At 45.2% G+C, this 17,639-nt stretch carries 19 protein-coding genes; 17 read left to right on the top strand and 2 right to left on the bottom strand.

The features are described 5' to 3' along the window. Nucleotides 1-72: 72 nt before the first annotated feature. Both F6K53_RS24735 and F6K53_RS24740 read left to right on the top strand, forming a co-directional pair. The gene (locus tag F6K53_RS24735) at nucleotides 73-2,988 is read left to right on the top strand and encodes a TIGR03960 family B12-binding radical SAM protein (protein ID WP_293082538.1); all 2,916 of its coding nucleotides are present in this window, start codon (nucleotides 73-75) and stop codon (nucleotides 2,986-2,988) included. 136 nt (nucleotides 2,989-3,124) lie between these two features. Further along, complete coding sequence (locus F6K53_RS24740; protein WP_293082541.1) at nucleotides 3,125-3,277, top strand: hypothetical protein; 153 nt, start codon at nucleotides 3,125-3,127, stop codon at nucleotides 3,275-3,277. Nucleotides 3,278-3,341: 64 nt separating this feature from the next. On the opposite strand, the gene F6K53_RS24745 is transcribed toward F6K53_RS24740, so the two are convergent. Beyond that, nucleotides 3,342-4,208 (bottom strand): pentapeptide repeat-containing protein, encoded by an 867-nt coding sequence (locus F6K53_RS24745; RefSeq protein ID WP_293020907.1) that lies wholly within the window; start codon nucleotides 4,206-4,208, stop codon nucleotides 3,342-3,344. A gap of 505 nt (nucleotides 4,209-4,713) precedes the next feature. On the opposite strand from F6K53_RS24745, the gene F6K53_RS24750 reads away from it, so the two are divergent. Beyond that, a complete protein-coding gene (locus tag F6K53_RS24750; RefSeq protein WP_293082544.1) occupies nucleotides 4,714-7,353 on the top strand; it encodes a colicin uptake protein in 2,640 nt (879 codons plus the stop codon). 100 nt (nucleotides 7,354-7,453) lie between these two features. On the opposite strand, the gene F6K53_RS24755 is transcribed toward F6K53_RS24750, so the two are convergent. Then, nucleotides 7,454-7,675 carry a hypothetical protein gene (locus F6K53_RS24755; RefSeq protein WP_293020904.1) on the bottom strand — a complete coding sequence of 74 codons (222 nt, stop codon included), beginning with the start codon at nucleotides 7,673-7,675 and terminating at the stop codon, nucleotides 7,454-7,456. 196 nt (nucleotides 7,676-7,871) lie between these two features. Here F6K53_RS24755 and F6K53_RS24760 point away from each other — a divergent pair, with 196 nt between their 5' ends. The 14 genes from F6K53_RS24760 (at nucleotide 7,872) to rplE (ending at nucleotide 17,638) form a co-directional block, all read left to right on the top strand. Next, nucleotides 7,872-10,073: a cation:proton antiporter gene (locus F6K53_RS24760; RefSeq protein ID WP_293020903.1), complete on the top strand. Its 2,202-nt coding sequence runs from the start codon at nucleotides 7,872-7,874 to the stop codon at nucleotides 10,071-10,073. A gap of 655 nt (nucleotides 10,074-10,728) precedes the next feature. Continuing rightward, entirely contained in the window at nucleotides 10,729-11,364 is a 636-nt protein-coding gene (rplC, locus tag F6K53_RS24765; RefSeq protein ID WP_293072607.1) for a 50S ribosomal protein L3, read from the top strand. Nucleotides 11,365-11,507: 143 nt separating this feature from the next. Further along, complete coding sequence (rplD, locus tag F6K53_RS24770) at nucleotides 11,508-12,140, top strand: 50S ribosomal protein L4 (protein ID WP_075895723.1); 633 nt, start codon at nucleotides 11,508-11,510, stop codon at nucleotides 12,138-12,140. Next, nucleotides 12,133-12,435, top strand: coding sequence for a 50S ribosomal protein L23 (locus tag F6K53_RS24775; RefSeq protein ID WP_075895721.1), 303 nt, complete (start codon nucleotides 12,133-12,135; stop codon nucleotides 12,433-12,435). The genes rplD and F6K53_RS24775 overlap by 8 nt, the downstream gene beginning before the upstream one ends. 109 nt (nucleotides 12,436-12,544) lie before the next feature. Next, nucleotides 12,545-13,408, top strand: coding sequence for a 50S ribosomal protein L2 (gene rplB / locus F6K53_RS24780; protein ID WP_070390685.1), 864 nt, complete (start codon nucleotides 12,545-12,547; stop codon nucleotides 13,406-13,408). A 111-nt stretch (nucleotides 13,409-13,519) separates the two neighbouring features. Then, nucleotides 13,520-13,795, top strand: a complete 276-nt coding sequence (gene rpsS, locus F6K53_RS24785) for a 30S ribosomal protein S19 (protein ID WP_071102183.1) — start codon at nucleotides 13,520-13,522, stop codon at nucleotides 13,793-13,795. 50 nt (nucleotides 13,796-13,845) lie between these two features. Continuing rightward, the gene (rplV, locus tag F6K53_RS24790) at nucleotides 13,846-14,205 is read left to right on the top strand and encodes a 50S ribosomal protein L22 (RefSeq protein ID WP_071102182.1); all 360 of its coding nucleotides are present in this window, start codon (nucleotides 13,846-13,848) and stop codon (nucleotides 14,203-14,205) included. A gap of 76 nt (nucleotides 14,206-14,281) precedes the next feature. Further along, a complete protein-coding gene (rpsC, locus tag F6K53_RS24795; RefSeq protein ID WP_293020898.1) occupies nucleotides 14,282-15,007 on the top strand; it encodes a 30S ribosomal protein S3 in 726 nt (241 codons plus the stop codon). Nucleotides 15,008-15,092: 85 nt separating this feature from the next. Beyond that, complete coding sequence (gene rplP / locus F6K53_RS24800; RefSeq protein ID WP_071102180.1) at nucleotides 15,093-15,512, top strand: 50S ribosomal protein L16; 420 nt, start codon at nucleotides 15,093-15,095, stop codon at nucleotides 15,510-15,512. A gap of 3 nt (nucleotides 15,513-15,515) precedes the next feature. Further along, nucleotides 15,516-15,797, top strand: a complete 282-nt coding sequence (gene rpmC, locus F6K53_RS24805; RefSeq protein ID WP_293071536.1) for a 50S ribosomal protein L29 — start codon at nucleotides 15,516-15,518, stop codon at nucleotides 15,795-15,797. A gap of 8 nt (nucleotides 15,798-15,805) precedes the next feature. Beyond that, nucleotides 15,806-16,054 (top strand): 30S ribosomal protein S17, encoded by a 249-nt coding sequence (rpsQ, locus tag F6K53_RS24810; protein ID WP_071102179.1) that lies wholly within the window; start codon nucleotides 15,806-15,808, stop codon nucleotides 16,052-16,054. Nucleotides 16,055-16,205: 151 nt separating this feature from the next. After that, nucleotides 16,206-16,574, top strand: a complete 369-nt coding sequence (gene rplN, locus F6K53_RS24815) for a 50S ribosomal protein L14 (protein WP_070390681.1) — start codon at nucleotides 16,206-16,208, stop codon at nucleotides 16,572-16,574. Further along, on the top strand, nucleotides 16,574-16,936 hold the full coding sequence (gene rplX / locus F6K53_RS24820) for a 50S ribosomal protein L24 (protein ID WP_293082547.1): 363 nt from the start codon (nucleotides 16,574-16,576) through the stop codon (nucleotides 16,934-16,936). The genes rplN and rplX overlap by 1 nt, the downstream gene beginning before the upstream one ends. Nucleotides 16,937-17,092: 156 nt before the next feature. Further along, nucleotides 17,093-17,638 carry a 50S ribosomal protein L5 gene (rplE, locus tag F6K53_RS24825; RefSeq protein ID WP_293020893.1) on the top strand — a complete coding sequence of 182 codons (546 nt, stop codon included), beginning with the start codon at nucleotides 17,093-17,095 and terminating at the stop codon, nucleotides 17,636-17,638. Nucleotide 17,639: the final 1 nt, after the last annotated feature.

A 17,639-nucleotide genomic window follows, 5' to 3' on the forward strand; every position in this document is an offset into this window, starting at 1 on the left:
CTCTACCCTGAGTACTGATAAAATGAATGGTGGATCAGGGCTAACTGCATTGAAAGCAGTAATAAAGTTTCTATGGGAATCACTGTAGAGGAAATACTAACACCAGACATCAACAGACCAGCCCGTTACTTAGGTAACGAGTTGGGAGCAGTCCATAAACCTTGGGAAGAAGCTGAGGTACGCTGGGTATTGACTTATCCAGAAATCTATGAAGTGGGCGCTTCTAACTTAGGCCATATCATCCTCTACAATATATTGAATTGTCAACCTAGGCAGTTATGCGATCGCGCCTATCTACCCGCCCCAGACTTGGCAGCTAAATTGCGTTCCACTCAAACCCCTCTGTTTGCTGTCGAGAATCGGCGACCTCTGACAGATTTTGATATTATTGGCTTTAGCCTTAGCTATGAATTAGGGGCAACCAACATCTTGGAAATGTTGGATTTGGCAGGAATTCCCCTTACCTGGAAAGACCGTGCTGAGTTTGATATATCGGAAATCCCCCTAATTTTTGCAGGTGGACAAACGGCGACATCGAATCCTGAACCCTATGCTGATTTCTTAGATTTTGTGGATCTTGGCGATGGGGAAGAATTGTTGCCAGAGATTGGCTTAGTAATCGAAGAGGGCAAAGCAGCTGGCTTAAGTCGAGAAGCGTTACTCCTGGATTTGGCTCAGATACCAGGGGTGTATGTCCCCCAATTCTATGATATGACTGAGGATGGCTCAGTTAAACCCAACCGCCCTGATGTGCCGAAGCGGATTTTGCGGCGTGTGGCTACACCGATGCCTGCCTATGCTATTGGACTAGTACCCTATATCCAAACGGTTCATGACCGACTCAAGATCGAAGTGCGACGGGGCTGTACTCGGGGTTGTCGCTTCTGCCAACCTGGGATGCTGACTCGACCAGCGCGGGATGTGGAACCGGAACAAGTGGTGGAAGCTATTGAACAAGGGATGCGTGCTACAGGGTATAACGAGTTTTCCCTTTTATCCCTGAGTTGTTCGGATTATCTGGCTCTACCAGCGGTGGGGATGGAAATCAAAAATCGTCTTAAGGATCAGAATATTTCCTTGTCCCTACCGAGTCAGCGGGTAGACCGCTTTGATGAAAATATTGCCAATATCCTAGGGGGAAATCGCCAGAGTGGCTTGACCTTTGCCCCAGAAGCAGGAACTCAGCGGATGCGGGATATTGTGAATAAGGGACTGACTAATGAAGAACTGCTCAGGGGAGTAAAGACGGCATTTGAGCAAGGCTGGGAGAAAGTCAAGCTCTATTTTATGATTGGTTTGCCCGGTGAAACGGATGCGGATGTGTTGGGGATTGCAGAAACAGTCCGTTGGTTGCAGCAGGAGTGCCGTGCAAAAGGGAGAAAAACCCTTAAGTTTAACATAACTGTTTCTAATTTTACCCCAAAACCTCACACCCCATTCCAGTGGCATTCCGTATCGACTTCGGAGTTTAAACGCAAGCAGGAATTGCTCAAACAAGTATTTGGTCAGATCAGGGGGGTGAGGGTTAATTACACCGATGTTCGGATTTCGGCCATGGAAGATTTCGTCGGACGGGGTGACAGACGCTTAAGTGCGGTGGTGCGCCGTGCTTGGGAATTGGGGGCAGGGATGGATGCTTGGATGGAAAGCTTGGATCGGGCATTTGCTGCTTGGGAAAATGCGATCGCTTCATCAGGTCTGACCTGGAAATATCGCCAAGTAGAAAATGGCGAATGGAACGTGATGGCGGGTGTAGAAGAGTTGCAAGTTGGAAGGTTGTTCGCGAAGCGTGGCCAAAAGGCCAAGGTTGAAAGTTCAGAGCAACCAGCTAACCTACAACCAGCTAACCTACAACCTTCAAACCTTGGCCAAAAGGCCACGCTACGCGAACAACCTTCAAACCTTGGCCAAAAGGCCACGCTACGCGAACAACCTTCAACCCTTGGCCAAAAGGCCACGCTACGCGAACAACCTTCAACCCTTGGCCAAAAGGCCACGCTACGCGAACAACCTTCAACCCTTGGCCAAAAGGCCACGCTACGCGAACAACCTTCAACCCTTAACGCCCTTGATGCTCCCTTGCCTTGGGATCATATTGATACGGGAATTGATAAGAATTGGCTCAAGGAAGATTTACAACGGGCGTTAGATGCAGCAACGGTACCGGATTGTTCCTTTGATGGGTGTTCTCACTGTGGTGTGTGTGGGATTGATTTTGGTCATAATGTGGTGATTGACCCGCCACAGATTCCGCAATTTACTGGTCACTTTAAACCCAATACTAATAAGGATCAGCGGCTGCGGGTTTGGTTTGGAAAGTTGGGGGATATGACCTTGTTGGGTCATCTGGATTTGGCAAGTCTGTTTGAGAGAGCAGTAAGACGGGCGTCACTACCAATTCGCTATAGTGGGGGGTTTCGGGCTAATGCTCGGATTATGATTGCTAATGCATTGCCCTTGGGAGCGTCTAGTAGTGGGGAGATTGTGGAGTTTGAGTTAACTGAGAAAATGCCAGTTGAGGAGTTTAGGGAAAGGCTGGTGTCTGAGTTGCCTATAGAGATTCCGGTGTATGGGGTTGAAGCAGTGGATTTGAAGGAACCTGCTGGAACTCAGCTGTTGGAAAAGGCTGAGTATTTGATTCGAGTTGAGGCAATGTCATCGGTGTCTTGGGAAGAGTGGCAGGGTTGGATTGAAGCAATTAAGGGTAGTAAGGAAATTTGGTGGGAGCGGTTTACGAAGTCGGGTAAGAAGCAGTGGGTGAATTTATGCGATCGCTTATTTGAGTTCGAGGTGATGGAACCCCAAAAACCCAAAGATGGTGAAGAGGAGGTTGCGGAGTCTGGGGTGGTTTTGCGGTATGTCGGGAGTTGTTTGAATGATGGCACCATGTTGCGACCAGAGCATATTATTTATATGTTGGACCAGGTGGCGCAGCAGGAGTTTCGTTTGTTACATGTTCATCGGCAACGGTTGATTCTGCGCAATTGAGAAATTTGGTGTGGCATTGCTGAATCTTCGGATGAATATGAGTGGGGTGGGCATCCTGCCTGCCCAAAAAGATCCGGTGCGCTTGACCCATTAAGAATTAAATTCGCCACGGGTCGCACCGTCAGGAACGGGCAAGATGCCCATTCCACAAAAGTCTTCAAATCATTCCATTATTAAGCAACGCTGCCGGGAGAGGAGTTGCTGCTTCAAGGAATGGTATAATCAAAAGAAAACCACTGCTTTGATAAGGAAAGCCAATGGTACGGGAGTAACCAAAATTAGCCATTAGCCATTACACATTACCAATTACCAAGAATTATATTCTCACTGAGCTAAATTGATCTAGCTAACAATTACTTATTATTTCTAATCCTACCATTAGGCATAATAGTGTTACAGAAAATAGCATCATTTAATTCAGCCTTAGCTAATTTAGCCTTTTTAAGATTAGCATGGCTAAAATTAGCCTCACTCAAATCAGCATCATGAAAGTCAACACCTTCTAAATTGGCATAACTTAGGTTTGCGCCCCTCAAGTCACTATTATACAGTCTTGCACCACTCAAATTAGCATGACTAAGGTTAGCGCCAGACATTTCCTCATAACCAAGGTTGATATTTTTCAAGTCTAAACCGCTTAAGTCAGCCTCTGCACAAATAAAGATTGCTCCTGCTTTTGATGGGTTAAATCCAGTCGGAAACTCAGTGCATGACGTATAGATAGCTTTAGTAAAATTTATACTACTAAGGTCAGCTTTTTTCCAGCCATCAACCCCTAGCATACGGGCATAACTGAGGTTAGCATTGCTCAGGTCAGAATCACCTAGGTAAACGTCACATAAGGTAGCATAAGTAAAATTGGCATCCGTGAGCTTACTACCAGCCATATAGATTACAGATAAATCAGCATAGCTCAGATCAGTACCACTAAAGTCGCAGTTTTCCAAGGTTGATTCAGATGCTACTAGATGACTCAAGTTAGCCTTAGTGAGGTTGGAATTTTCGATAGTGGTTTCATATAGGTAAGCATTCCTCAAGTTAGCATGACTTAGATCCACATCATCCCAACTAGCTTCCTCTAAATCAGCATTACTCAAGTCAGCATAATTTAGACAAACACCCTTGAGGTTAGTACTTTTCAAGTTAGCCTTTTTAAAATTAATACCAGAAAAATCTCTTTCACCGGCTTCGTAGCGTTTTAGGAATTCATCACGATTCATAGTATGCCCCTTATTTGTTTAATCTTAGATAGTAATCATCCTGATTATATCGTAAAAAAAAATTATTAGTATTTTCATGGGTTGGGTTAATGATTAATCGTTAATAGTTGTTAGTACTTAATGGTATCAAGCATAATCTAAGGGTGCCTAATCCTTAATTCTTAATCCCTCATCCCTGATCCTTTATCCTTAATGTGCCGATCAGCAGATGAAATTGCTCCCAACTCCATAAACTTGACGTAGTCATAACGAGTTTTGGTTATTTTAGCAGAACAGAAAAATAAAGGTTAGGTTAGTTTTATAGGGAGTTCATTTGCTGTCAGGTTACAAAATAGTTGATTGTTGATTAGGCTTTAGGGATAAACCATGAACTATAGTAATCCTACATGAATCGTGAAATTTCCTGATCCGAAGTTACCTTGTAAAAAAATTCTGCTTTAATTGTGTCTGACTACTTACGACCTATGAAGGCAACTTAGTAATCCAGTTCGATTAGACCAAGACTATGACTACAACTGAGCGTAAAACAGAGAAGAAAATGGAAGTGCCTAGGACAACTAGTGAAGTGATTCGCATCAAGCCCCAACAGTTTATTCATGTTCTAGACAACAACACTGGTGTTACCCGACTGGAGGTTGGTCCTCAAACCATTACCCTTCGCGATCACGAGCGGCTGATCTTAAAACCTGAACCGATGATTATTGTGCCGCCTCGGTATTATTGTGTGGTTGCTAATCCGTTACTCCGGGATGAAGACGGTCAACCCATTGCTGATCAGCATGGTCAAATTCGACTGCGCTACGGTGATCTGGAAATTCGCTTCGCGCAAGATCCGTTTCCCCTTTATCCAAACGAGAAACTAGTAGGGGATGTCACCCAACTGGCAGTAGTCGAGACCAATCAAGCACTGCGTCTGAGAGCAATTCGGGATTTTACCGATACCGTTACGAGAATAGTTGATGGAGAAACCCAGACTGAAACAATTAACCGTTTAGCAGGTGATGAATGGCTATTTGAAGGACCTGGAACCTATATTCCCCGAGTGGAGGTTGAAGTAGTTGAGACAGTAACAGCTGAGGTGATTAAACCTAACCAAGCCTTACACCTGTTAGCACGGCAGAATTGCACCGATCGTCAAAGGAATAGACGTATAGCAGGTGAAGAATGGCTGGTTAGAGAAGAAGGAGCCTATTTACCTGGTGTGGATGAAGAAGTAATTGGCATTATTAATGCTTACATTTTGACAGAACAAAAAGCATTACATCTGAAAGCTAAACGCACCTTTACTGATATTTTTGGTCGTCAGCGTAAAGCTGGAGATGAATGGTTGGTCACCTTTGAAGATGCAGAAATTCATATTCCCGATGTTTATGAAGATGTAGTGGGGGAAGTCACCATTACTACCCTGAGCGATCACGAATGGTGTATTGTGCTTGACCCGATTGATGAGTCTGGTAAACCTCAGCTGGGTATGCGAGAGATTCGCCAGGGGAGAACATCATTTTTCTTGCATCCTGGTGAGTCCTTGGAGAATGGTATCCAAAACATCTATGTTCTCAGTGAGCTCGAATCACTATTGCTTCGAGCCAAAGAAGCTTTTAATGAAGGGGAAGGTGACCAGGTCATTACTCATCAACCAGGGGATTTGTGGATGATTGCTGGGCCACAAGATTATATTCCCCCTGTGGAAGTGGAAGTGGTTGAGAAGCGTCAAGCCATTCCCCTCGATAAGAATGAAGGTATCTATGTGCGTAACATTCAGACTGGTGAACTCAAGCTGGTCGGTGGTCCTCAGGCTTATATGCTCACTCCCTATGAGAAGCTTTGGGAAAAAGAACTGCCATCGGTAGTTGAGGAACTGTTGATGCAAAAAATAGACCCATTATCTGGGCGTGGTGAGCATTCTCTAGCTGGAGGGGATCAGTCGGAGGGAAAATCAGGAGTACGCCAAGGTCTATCCCAACGGGATAAGACTAGAGCAGTTGTGTTTCATATTCCTCAAAATGCTGCTGTACAGCTCCATGATTATAAAAACAGAACTGCAAGAACTGTATTTGGACCGGACTTGGTGATGCTCGAACCAGATGAAGCCTTTACTGTGCTTTCTTTGTCAGGTAGCAAGCCCAAACGACCTAATGTCATCAAATCCTTAGCCTTATTACTCGGTCCTGATTTCATGACCGATATCTTTACCGTAGAGACAGCAGACCATACCAGATTGCAGCTACAACTGTCCTATAACTGGTACTTTGATGTGGACAGACACGATGAACAGACTGCAGCTAGATTGTTTCAAGTACCTGATTTTGTGGGAGATACTTGTAAAGCGATCGCATCCCGAGTGCGGGGTGCTGTAGCAGGGGAAAAATTTGATGAATTTCACCGCAATTCAGCCCGGATTATCCGTCAGGCCGTGTTTGGCACTGATCAAGAAGGTCATATTCGAGATGAATTTCGTTTTCGAGCGAATAACCTGGTAATTACCAATATTGACATTCAGTCAGTGGAGCCAGTGGATGAAGAAACCTTAAGGAGCTTGCAAAAGTCAGTGCAGCTAGCGATTCAAATTACTACTGATGCTCAAGAAGCTGCTGCACGCCAAGATGCGGAACGGATTGAGCAAGAAGCGAAAGCCAGGTTGGAAAGGCAAGTGATTTTGGATCAAAGTGCAGCAGAAGCAGAACGGAAAAAACTTCTAGAATTACAAGCAGAAAATATAGCCATTGAGTCTACAGGTCAGGCAACAGCAGAAGCGAGAGCTAAGGCTGAAGCGGCTCAGATTCAAGGACAATTAGCAGTTAACTTGGCTCAGCAAGAAGCCGAGGCGGCTCGGATTCGCAATGAAATCGAGTTAGCTCAACTCAAAGCACGTCAGGAAGCTGAATTAGCCCATCAACAGAGTTTGAATAACCTAGAGATTGCCAAAGCTGAGCGTATGGCTCACATTAAGAGTGAAGAATACCGACAGAAAGTAGAAGCAATTGGTCCTCAAACCATTCAAGCGATCGCACAAGCAGGTCCGGAAATGCAGGCAAGACTTCTAGAAGCACTTGGTATCCAGAGTGTTTTGATTACCGATGGCAAAAATCCCATCAATCTATTTGGTGCAGCTAATGGTCTGATTACTCCCCCGACTTCTAACTAAGTGTATCTGTGTCTGCTGCGCGCTGTGTCTGCTGCGTGCTGGCACGGTTTCCCTTATACACAGATACACGGATAACCCAACGCTATCTTACCGGTCTATCTTATCGGTCTATCTGTGTCGAAGGTTGAGAGTTGAGGTGTTGCTCGACTCTGTTAATGACCCCTAGTAGGAGAAAGAGACCAAATACTACAGCAACACCGATAGCAGTCCACTTGAAAAAAACTAACTTTGGCCGACCTTTAGCTGGATAACCACAACTTAGGCAAATTTCATCGTTGGTGCTGGTTAAAGACCCACAAACGTTACACTGTTCTAAAGTCATAGTTCTTGGAAATCTCTACCGTCATAAGATAACTGAAAAAATTATCAGGTGGGTAGAGTACTTTGAACCTTCCTTACCAACTCCTTGATGCCCAAGTTGCTTAGTTCAAGTGGGTAGGTTACAAAAAAATCAGGGCACAAGGGAAAACCTCCAGGTATGAAGCCTGTGACCAATAACCGATTACCCATTCCTAATCATGGCCTCAGGACACAATTTAATTCTGGATCTAACCACAGTTCTAGGGGCTTCTGCTCTGGGAGGCTACCTTGCCAATCGGCTACGTCAACCTGTACTTTTAGGCTATTTAGCCAGTGGTTTATTGGTTGGTCCGTTTGGTCTTAAACTCGTAGGCGAATTAGAACAAGTCAAATCCCTAGCTGAAATTGGGATTGTTTTTTTGTTATTCACCTATGGGGTAGAGTTTTCTCTATCCCAGCTTAAACGATTTAAAGATATTGTCCTTAAAGGGAGTTTACTGCAAATTAGTCTCACTATTACCCTAGTTGCAGTTTTAGCCAATGGACTTGGTTGGGTTGATGGATTTACTCCGGGAATAATGCTCGGATTCATCATCTCCCTTTCCTCCACCTCAGTAGTTCTTAAAACTCTGATGGAGAGAGGAGAAACCAATACCCTTCATGGTCAAGTGATGCTGGCAATTTTGATTGCTCAAGACCTTAGTTTAGGTCTGATGTTAGCCGTCATCCCCGCCCTTCAGCAGCCCTCAGATATTGGCTCAGCTTTAGTTGTTGCTTTACTCAAAGCTTTGGTGTTTCTAGCTGCTGCTCTAGCCGCCGGTCGCTGGATAGTTCCCCATCTCATTAAATATATTGCCCGCACTGAAAACAGTGAGCTATTTCTGATCACAGTAATTGCCCTGTGTTTAGGGATTGCTTTGATTACTGCTGGACTTGGTCTATCCGTTGAAATGGGAGCATTTGTGGCAGGCTTAATGATGGCTGAAATTGATTATGCTGACCAAGCAGTTGCCAAAATAATTCCCCTTAAAGATACGTTTGTATGTTTATTTTTTGCATCCATAGGAATGCTCATTGAGCCGGAAGTGCTGCTCGAAAACTTCGGCATAATCATCGGTTTAGTGATGTTAGTCATGGGGGGCAAAGCAGCCATTATCCTACCGATTGTACTGAAATTTGGCTATTCCTTTAAAACTGCTTTTATTGCTAGTTTTGGTCTCAATCAAATTGGAGAATTTTCCTTTGTATTAGCAGTGGTTGGCTTTGAGTTAGGATTTATCACTAGGGATCAGTATCTACTCCTGGTGGGAACCACAGCCATTACCCTAGTCCTGACACCCATGTGGCTGAGATGGTCTCCCCGAATAGCAGACCACCTGGTAAATCTGCCGTTTCTGAAAAACTACCTGCGTCAGTTTCAGGGCACTAAAGCTTTGTCAATTCCAGAAACGATTTGTAATCATGTGGTAGTGGCTGGCTATGGACGAGTGGGGCGAGTACTGGTCAACATCCTGCGCAATCAAGGGCATCAGGTACTAGTGATTGAAAATAGCGAAGCTGCTATTCAACGATTAAGACATGAAAAAATTCCCTATATGTTTGGGGATGCTCACTCGGAACTGGTGTTAGAAAAAGCCCATCTAGAAAAAGCTAAAGCCCTAGCCATTGCTCTGCCCGATCCTGGCAGTACCCGCTTGTTGCTCAAACGTGCCCTCAAGTTTGCCCCAGGACTGGATATTGTGGCTCGTTCTCACAAAAATAGCGAAATTGACCTACTTACCCAGTTAGGGGCGCGGGAAGTAGTGCAACCAGAATTTGAGGCAGCATTGGAAATGGGAGCCCATGTGCTAGTAGCATTGGGAGAAACCCCAGGGATGATTCAGTCGGTCATCAATCGGATTCACCAAGACCGCTATTTGAGTGTACGACCTGAACAAGCTACCTATTCAAAGCAGCAAGACATCACTGATGTTGCCCAAGAACTCCACAGTGAGTGGGTGACTTTGAGTCAAACTTCCCGTCTAGATTGGGTAACTCTGGCAGCAGCAGATATCCGTAACGTGACTGGGGTAACAGTTTTGACAATTCAACAAGGTAATGATATAGTCCACTACCCACAAGGTAAGATGACGTTGCGTTCAGGGGATCGATTGCTAGTTGTTGGGGAACCGGAAGAATTAGCAGCGTTTAGAGACTGGATCGAAAGTCGCAGTTTCCTTAGTGAGGGATCTAAGCATTGGGTAACTTTGGTAGAGAATTCAAGTTTGGTGGGTATGAAGCCAATGGATCTCCAGAATCAATACAATGTCATAGTTCAGGCGTTGCGTAGACAAGGGAAACTGTATAATCCGGTGGATGAAGCTGGAGTATTGCAGGTGGGGGATTGTGTGTTGTTGTCTGGGGAATGGGATGAGGACTGAATTATTTGATTTCGAGACTATGCGATTAGCCCGAAGGGCTACGCTACGCGAACGCATCCTTCGAGACCCGAATCCCCCGATTTCAGATAAATCCATACAGGAAGGCAATTTTTTTCAAACTAATTCTCAAAATAACTAGACACCCTTAGCAAAATACTATATACTATACAATAGTGGCATTATGACAGTTGCTTATTAAGCAACTGAATAGCTGCGTGTGCTGTGGGCTGAGAAATAGGTTCGAGGCAAGACAATATACACAGCATACCAGGCGTTTGTTTGGCATCAGGGCTAAAGTAGGTCAAAGACAGTTAGGTATAAACAACTCCCATCAGTTCTTGGGTCTGCTTTAGGTCAATCAGTGCTTACACTTTCGTGGATCAAGGGATACTGAGTCATTAACAACTTAAGTCCCAGCGAAGTCAGGCAAGTTTAATAGCCTTTTCTGACCAGTAAACGCAATTGAACGAGAATCTAGCTCGACCATCATGCCGAGCTAGATAAAAGTGGGCTCTCTGCTTATTTTTTGAGGAGAGGTTTATCCACTATAAATAGTGACCAGGTTTATAATGACCAGGTTTGTGGCACAAAGGGAATTCAGGTTTGTGAATATCCCTGCTGCCAGACTGCTGCAATGTCTACAAAGGAGAAACCAGTGTCTGTCGGTATCCTCGGTACCAAACTCGGTATGACCCAAGTGTTCGATGATGAAGGAAGAGCGATTCCTGTAACCATCGTCCAAGCAGGGCCATGTACTGTGACCCAAATAAAAACTAACCAGACAGATGGCTACAATGCCATTCAAATTGGTTATGACCAAGTCAAGCCAAAGGCAATTACTAAGCCTGAAATAGGACACTTGGCTAAATCTAGCGCCCCACCCTTACGCCACCTACGTGAGTACCGCGTGGATGATACCAGTAAGTTTGAACTGGGTCAGCCAGTCAATACCGATATGTTCAGTATTGGTCAAATTGTCGATGTCAGCGGTAAAACCATTGGTCGCGGGTTTGCGGGTTATCAGAAACGTCACAACTTCAGGCGAGGACCGATGGCTCATGGTTCCAAAAACCACCGCCTCCCAGGTTCCACTGGAGCAGGGACAACCCCTGGTCGTACCTATCCAGGTAAGAAAATGGCTGGTCGTTACGGCGGTACCAAGGTGACAATTCGCAAACTTGAGTTAGTCAAGATAGATGCAGAGCGCAATTTGCTACTGATTAAAGGTGCAGTTCCCGGTAAACCAGGGACACTATTGAGCATTGCACCAACTAATAAAGTCGGACGTTAGTCAGAACGAAAAAGCAATTAGCTCCCTCATCGTTAGGTGTAAGCCTGATGTATATGTAACTGTTTATTTTTACTACTAGCACTGAGTGCTGAAAAGCTAACAGCTAATTGCTAAATGCTTGGTCCCTAAGAAGGAGAGAACAAATGGTAGATTGTTCAGTGCGAAACTGGCAAGGGGAAGAAGTAGGGCAGGCAACACTCCAGATGCGAGTTGCCAAAGAAGAAAACGCTGCCCACATTGTTCACCGGTCACTGGTTAGACAAATGGCCAATGCTCGTCAAGGCAATGCTTGTACAAAAACTCGTTCCGAAGTTAGAGGTGGAGGACGCAAACCTTGGCGACAAAAGGGAACCGGTCGTGCTCGTGCTGGTTCGAATCGTTCACCCCTATGGCGTGGTGGTGGTGTGATCTTTGGTCCGAAACCCAGAGACTATAGCCAGAAAATGAACCGCAAAGAGCGTCGCTTGGCTCTAAGAACAGCGTTTATGAGTCGAGCCGAGGATTTGATTGTGGTAGAGGAATTTGTTGAGCAACTACCACGACCCAAAACCAAGGATGTGGTGGCAGCAATTGGTCGGTGGGGAATTGAGCCTGAGTCAAAAGTTCTCATAATCCTAGCTCAGCCAGAAGAAAAGGTTTATTTGTCAGTCCGTAACCTAGCAACTGTCAAGTTGATTTATGCCACCAACTTGAATATCTATGATATCCTAGCCGCTGATAAAATCGTGACCACTAACACGGCTCTTACCAAAATTCAGGAGGTTTACAATGACTGAGTATAACCCCCGTGACCTTGCTGATTTGGTGATTCGCCCAATTGTGACTGAGAAGGCGACCCTACTGATGGAGCAGAACAAGTATGTCTTTGATGTGATTATCAAAGCGACAAAGCCACAAATTAGAGCCGCGATTGAAAGTCTTTTTGAAGTGAAAGTGGTGGCAGTAAATACCCTACGTCCGCCACGTAAAAAGCGTCGAGTGGGAAGATTTGTAGGTTACAAACCCCAGTACAAACGGGCGATTGTTACCCTAGCTCCAGGAGATTCCATTACTCTATTCCCAGACGTATAAAACTGGCTAATTGCTAAATGCTAATTATTAATTTGGTTAATTGCCAATTGGTAGATTGTCAATTGTTAAGACAAACTAGTCAAGACAAACTAATTAAAAAATACTTGTTATGGGCATCCGTAGCTATAGACCATACACCCCAGGCACTCGTCAGGGTACTGTCTCAGACTTCGCTGAGATTACTCGGACTGAGCCAGAAAAATCCCTAACCAAGTCTAAGCATCGTAAAAAAGGTCGCAATAATCGCGGTGTTATTACCTGTCGCCATCGCGGTGGCGGACATAAGCGTCTATACAGGGTAATTGACTTCCGCCGGGATAAGCACAATATTCCAGCAAAAGTGGCAGCAATTGAGTATGACCCCAATCGGAATGCTAGGATTGCGCTCCTCTACTATCAAGATGGGGAAAAGCGATATATCTTGCATCCTGTGGGTTTGGAAGTGGGGTCAAGCATCATATCTGGGCCTGACTCTCCCATCGAAATAGGCAATGCCTTGCCCCTAAAGGATATTCCCTTAGGCACAAACGTGCATAACGTTGAACTGATCCCAGGGCGAGGAGCACAGATTGTTCGTGCTGCCGGGGCAACTGCTCAAGTGCAAGCAAAAGAAGGTGACTATGTCACCCTAAAGCTGCCCTCTAGTGAAGTCAGGATGTTGCGTAAAGAATGCTACGCCACTATTGGACAGGTCGGTAATGTTGAAGCGAGAAACTTGAGTTTAGGCAAAGCTGGTCGCAATCGACATAGAGGCCGTCGTCCCCAAGTACGGGGCAGTGTAATGAACCCGGTAGATCACCCCCATGGCGGTGGTGAGGGTAGAGCTCCGATTGGTAGAAGTGGTCCAGTAACCCCCTGGGGTAAACCAGCCTTGGGAGCCAAAACTCGTAAGGTCAAAAAGCAAAGTAGTTCTTTAATTGTCCGGCGTAGGCGGAAATCCTCGAAGCGAGGGCGCGGCGGTCGCGATTCTTAAGGAGTTGAACGTTAAAGTTAGCAGGTTAAAGGTTGTAACTAGCAACTACTAACTACAAACTAGCAACTATTAACTACCAACTAACAACTAAAAACTAACGAGCGTTGAATTATGGGTCGTTCATTAAAAAAAGGTCCTTTTATAGCCGATAGTCTTCTGACTAAGATTGAAACCTTGAATGCTAAAGGCCAAAAACAGGTGATTAAAACCTGGTCAAGAGCCTCAACCATTGTGCCGCAGATGGTAGGTCACACCATTGCCGTTCATAACGGGCGGACACATGTACCAGTTTTTATCAATGAGCAGATGGTAGGTCATAAGCTGGGCGAATTTGCCCCGACTCGAACATTTCGGGGACATGTTAAGGATGGTAAGGCCCGTCGTTAAAGTGATTAGTTCAGTAGTTAGTAGCTATAAAGAAAGCAAATGATGGAACGATGGCGATAGACACTACAGCAGAAACTAAAGCGATCGCACGCTACATTCGAATGTCTCCAAGTAAGGTCAGGCGAGTACTTGACCAAATTCGAGGGCGTTCCTATCGGGAAGCTCTGATCATTCTGGAATTCATGCCCTACCGGGCTTGCCAACCAGTATTGAAAGTACTACGCTCCGCTGTTGCCAATGCTGAACACAATTCAGGTATTGACCCGGCTAGCTTATACATCACTAAAGCTTTTGCGGATATGGGACCAAGCTTGAAGCGATATCGACCAAGGGCTCAAGGTCGTGCTTATCAGATTCGCAAGCCAACCTGTCATATCACAGTGGCTGTTTCTCCAGAAGTAGATGATTAGTTAGTGAGTTAATTGAGAATTACCAAGGGCAAACACTAATAGCGCTATGGCTCGATAATAGGGAAAGAAAAGAACAGTGGGACAGAAAATACATCCAATTGGTTTTCGGCTAGGTATCACGCAAGAGCATCGCTCTCGCTGGTTTGCCGACTCAAAGCGTTATCCGCTTCTGTTGCAGGAAGACTACCAAATCAGACAATATGTTGAGAAAAACCTCAATAATGCTGGAATTTCTGACATCCGGATTGAGCGCAAAGCTGACCAGATTGATTTAGAAATTCATACAGCTCGACCTGGGGTAGTTGTTGGTCGTGGTGGCAGTGGTATTGAGTCTTTGCGTGTCGGTCTGCAAAAAGCCCTGCACAACAGTCGTCAAATTCGCATCAACGTTGTAGAAGTATCGCGGGTGGATGCAGATGCTACCCTAATTGCCGAGTACATTGCCCAACAACTAGAGCGCCGAGTTTCCTTCAGACGAGTGGTTCGTCAAGCAATTCAGCGGGCTCAGCGGGCTGATGTCCAAGGCATTAAAGTTCAGGTAGGTGGTCGGTTAAATGGAGCTGAAATTGCCCGAAGCGAGTGGACTCGTGAAGGACGAGTTCCCCTCCATACCCTCCGGGCAAATATTGACTATTCCTACAAAACGGCTCAAACCATTTATGGAATTTTGGGCATTAAAGTTTGGGTGTTCAAAGGGGAAGTGATTCCCGGTCAAGAAGAAAAGCCTACCCCTAACACAGCTCAACCTCGTCGCCGTCAGCCAAAACGCCGCCAGCAGTTTGAAGACCGGTCAAATGACTAGTTACTAATGACTAGTCATTTTAAAATTGCTTGCTTGTTAATTGTCAGTTTTCAGTTTTCGATTTTCAATTAACAAAGAACAAATTATGTTAAGTCCAAAAAGAACAAAATTTCGCAAACAGCACCGGGGAAGAATGAAGGGTATGGCCACTCGTGGCAGTACCATTAACTTTGGTGATTATGCGCTGCAAGCCACAGAACCAGCTTGGATTACCTCCCGCCAAATCGAAGCAGGTCGTCGGGCAATGACCCGCTACGTTCGTCGTGGTGGCAAAATCTGGATTCGAATTTTCCCAGATAAACCAGTCACCATGCGTCCAGCAGAAACTCGTATGGGTTCTGGAAAAGGTTCCCCAGAGTTTTGGGTAGCAGTAGTTAAACCCGGTCGGATTATCTATGAAATCGCTGGGGTAAGCGAAGAGGTTGCTCGCGAAGCCATGCGTCTGGCTGCTAACAAATTTCCGATTAAATTGAAGTTCATTTCTCGTGAAGGGGAACAGGTATAAGCTATGGCTCTGCCCAAGATAGAAGATGCTAGAAGCCTGAGCGATGCCGAACTGGAGCAGGAAATTTTAGCAGCTAAGCGTCAGTTGTTTGACTTGCGCCTGCAAAAGGCAACCAAACGCTTAGAAAAACCTCACCAGTTTAAGCATCTGAAGCACCGAATCGCTCAGCTAATGACAGTAGAACGAGAACGCCAACTCGCTCAGAAAGAATCAACAGATACCTCACAAAGTGATACCCCACAATCAGAAGAAAGTGATACCCCACAATCAGAATCAGACGAATAGGAAAGATTATGGCAGCAAAAGAGAGAGTTGGCCTGGTGGTCAGCGACAAAATGGACAAAACTGTGGTGGTGGCTATTGAAAATCGGTCTCCCCACCCAAAGTACGGCAAAATTGTTGTGCGTACCAAGCGATACAAAGCTCATGATGAGGAAAATAAATGTAAAGAAGGCGATCGCGTTCGGATTAGAGAAACACGACCACTGAGTCGTACCAAACGCTGGATGGTTGCTGAAATCGTCAGTAGTTCCTCAAAATAGCGAGTTAACCATAGTCGATGTGGGTTCTCCACGACCTACAAATGTGCGTGAGATCTCGGAAGAAAATCCTTTCGGAATTGGAAACTTACCAAGGTTTAACTCATAACTCGTTTAACTCATAACTGATTACTCTATTAGAGGAGGAACACTGATGATTCAACAAGAGAGCTACCTAAACGTTGCTGACAACAGTGGAGCCAGAAAAATAATGTGCATCCGCGTTATTGGTGCTGGAAATCGGCGCTACGGTGGTGTGGGTGATGTAATTATTGGTGTGGTCAAAGATGCCATTCCAAATATGGGGGTCAAAAAGTCAGATGTAGTTAGGGCTGTGATTGTGCGCACCCGCAAGGGCCTACGTCGGGAAAGCGGTATGAGTATTCGCTTTGATGACAACGCAGCAGTAATCATAAACGCAGATGGTAATCCCAGAGGTACCCGTGTTTTTGGCCCTGTAGCGCGGGAACTGCGAGAGAAAAACTTCACAAAAATTATATCCCTTGCTCCGGAGGTGCTCTGATGGCAAGTAAACGCAAGAAGGCACAAAAAGATACCCCATTACGCTACAAAATGCACGTTAAAAAGGGCGACACGGTACAAGTGATTGCCGGTCGAGATAAAGGCAAAATTGGAGAAATCTTGCGGACGCTACCCAAAATTAGCAAGGTAGTAGTCAAAGGAGTTAACGTCAAAACTAAGCATGTCAAGCCTCAACAGGAAGGTGAGAAAGGTCAAATTGCTACGTTTGAAGCTCCAATCCATAGCTCCAACGTTATGCTTTACTCGAATAAAGAAAAAATTGCCAGCCGCATCTGCTATACCTTTACCGATGAGGGTCGTAAGGTGCGGATGCTCAAAAAAACTGGTGAGATTATTGACTAATTAGTCCCTAGTCCTTAATCCTTAGTCCTCAGTAATCAAAAAAGTAACAAAAAAATTACTATTGGCAGTTACTAATGGCTAATGGTCAATGACCAATGACTAATAACTAATCACAATTGCCCTGACCAAGCCCAGGGAAATCAAAGGAAAAAAACTATGACAAAAGGGTTAAAAATCCTATACCAGGAAACAATAGTCCCCAAATTAAAAGAGCAATTCGGTTACAAAAACATTCATCAAGTACCGAAATTAGTCAAAGTTAGTCTTAACCGAGGATTAGGAGAGGCATCTCAAAATGCCAAGGCTCTGGAATCGTCGGTAAGCGAAATTGCGATCATCACTGGTCAAAAACCGGTGGTCACACGAGCAAAACAAGCGATCGCGGGTTTTAAAATCCGTGCTGGGATGCCTGTTGGTGTCACGGTTACCCTCCGTTCAGAGCGTATGTACTCCTTTCTAGAGCGGCTAATTAACTTAGCCCTACCAAGAATTCGGGACTTTCGGGGTCTTAGCCCTAGAAGCTTTGACGGTCGTGGTAACTACACTCTTGGGGTGCGAGAGCAACTCATTTTTCCAGAAGTAGACTACGACAGCATCGATCAGATTCGTGGTATGGATATTACCATAGTCACCACTGCCAACACTGACGAAGAAGGTCGCGCCTTACTCAAAGAGATGGGAATGCCTTTCCGGGAGAAATAAG

This window comes from Moorena sp. SIO4A1, from assembly GCF_010672065.1.
Taxonomy (GTDB): domain Bacteria; phylum Cyanobacteriota; class Cyanobacteriia; order Cyanobacteriales; family Coleofasciculaceae; genus Moorena.

Excerpts from the sequence above, each read along its gene's own strand:
- F6K53_RS24735 (WP_293082538.1), top strand. The coding sequence starts at position 73 with ATGGGAATCACTGTAGAGGAAATACTAACACCAGACATCAACAGACCA.
- F6K53_RS24740 (WP_293082541.1), top strand. The coding sequence starts at position 3,125 with ATGCCCATTCCACAAAAGTCTTCAAATCATTCCATTATTAAGCAACGC.
- F6K53_RS24745 (WP_293020907.1), bottom strand. The coding sequence starts at position 4,208 with ATGAATCGTGATGAATTCCTAAAACGCTACGAAGCCGGTGAAAGAGAT.
- F6K53_RS24750 (WP_293082544.1), top strand. The coding sequence starts at position 4,714 with ATGACTACAACTGAGCGTAAAACAGAGAAGAAAATGGAAGTGCCTAGG.
- F6K53_RS24755 (WP_293020904.1), bottom strand. The coding sequence starts at position 7,675 with ATGACTTTAGAACAGTGTAACGTTTGTGGGTCTTTAACCAGCACCAAC.
- F6K53_RS24760 (WP_293020903.1), top strand. The coding sequence starts at position 7,872 with ATGGCCTCAGGACACAATTTAATTCTGGATCTAACCACAGTTCTAGGG.
- rplD (WP_075895723.1), top strand. The coding sequence starts at position 11,508 with ATGGTAGATTGTTCAGTGCGAAACTGGCAAGGGGAAGAAGTAGGGCAG.
- F6K53_RS24775 (WP_075895721.1), top strand. The coding sequence starts at position 12,133 with ATGACTGAGTATAACCCCCGTGACCTTGCTGATTTGGTGATTCGCCCA.
- rplB (WP_070390685.1), top strand. The coding sequence starts at position 12,545 with ATGGGCATCCGTAGCTATAGACCATACACCCCAGGCACTCGTCAGGGT.
- rpsS (WP_071102183.1), top strand. The coding sequence starts at position 13,520 with ATGGGTCGTTCATTAAAAAAAGGTCCTTTTATAGCCGATAGTCTTCTG.
- rplV (WP_071102182.1), top strand. The coding sequence starts at position 13,846 with ATGGCGATAGACACTACAGCAGAAACTAAAGCGATCGCACGCTACATT.
- rplP (WP_071102180.1), top strand. The coding sequence starts at position 15,093 with ATGTTAAGTCCAAAAAGAACAAAATTTCGCAAACAGCACCGGGGAAGA.
- rpmC (WP_293071536.1), top strand. The coding sequence starts at position 15,516 with ATGGCTCTGCCCAAGATAGAAGATGCTAGAAGCCTGAGCGATGCCGAA.
- rpsQ (WP_071102179.1), top strand. The coding sequence starts at position 15,806 with ATGGCAGCAAAAGAGAGAGTTGGCCTGGTGGTCAGCGACAAAATGGAC.
- rplN (WP_070390681.1), top strand. The coding sequence starts at position 16,206 with ATGATTCAACAAGAGAGCTACCTAAACGTTGCTGACAACAGTGGAGCC.
- rplX (WP_293082547.1), top strand. The coding sequence starts at position 16,574 with ATGGCAAGTAAACGCAAGAAGGCACAAAAAGATACCCCATTACGCTAC.
- rplE (WP_293020893.1), top strand. The coding sequence starts at position 17,093 with ATGACAAAAGGGTTAAAAATCCTATACCAGGAAACAATAGTCCCCAAA.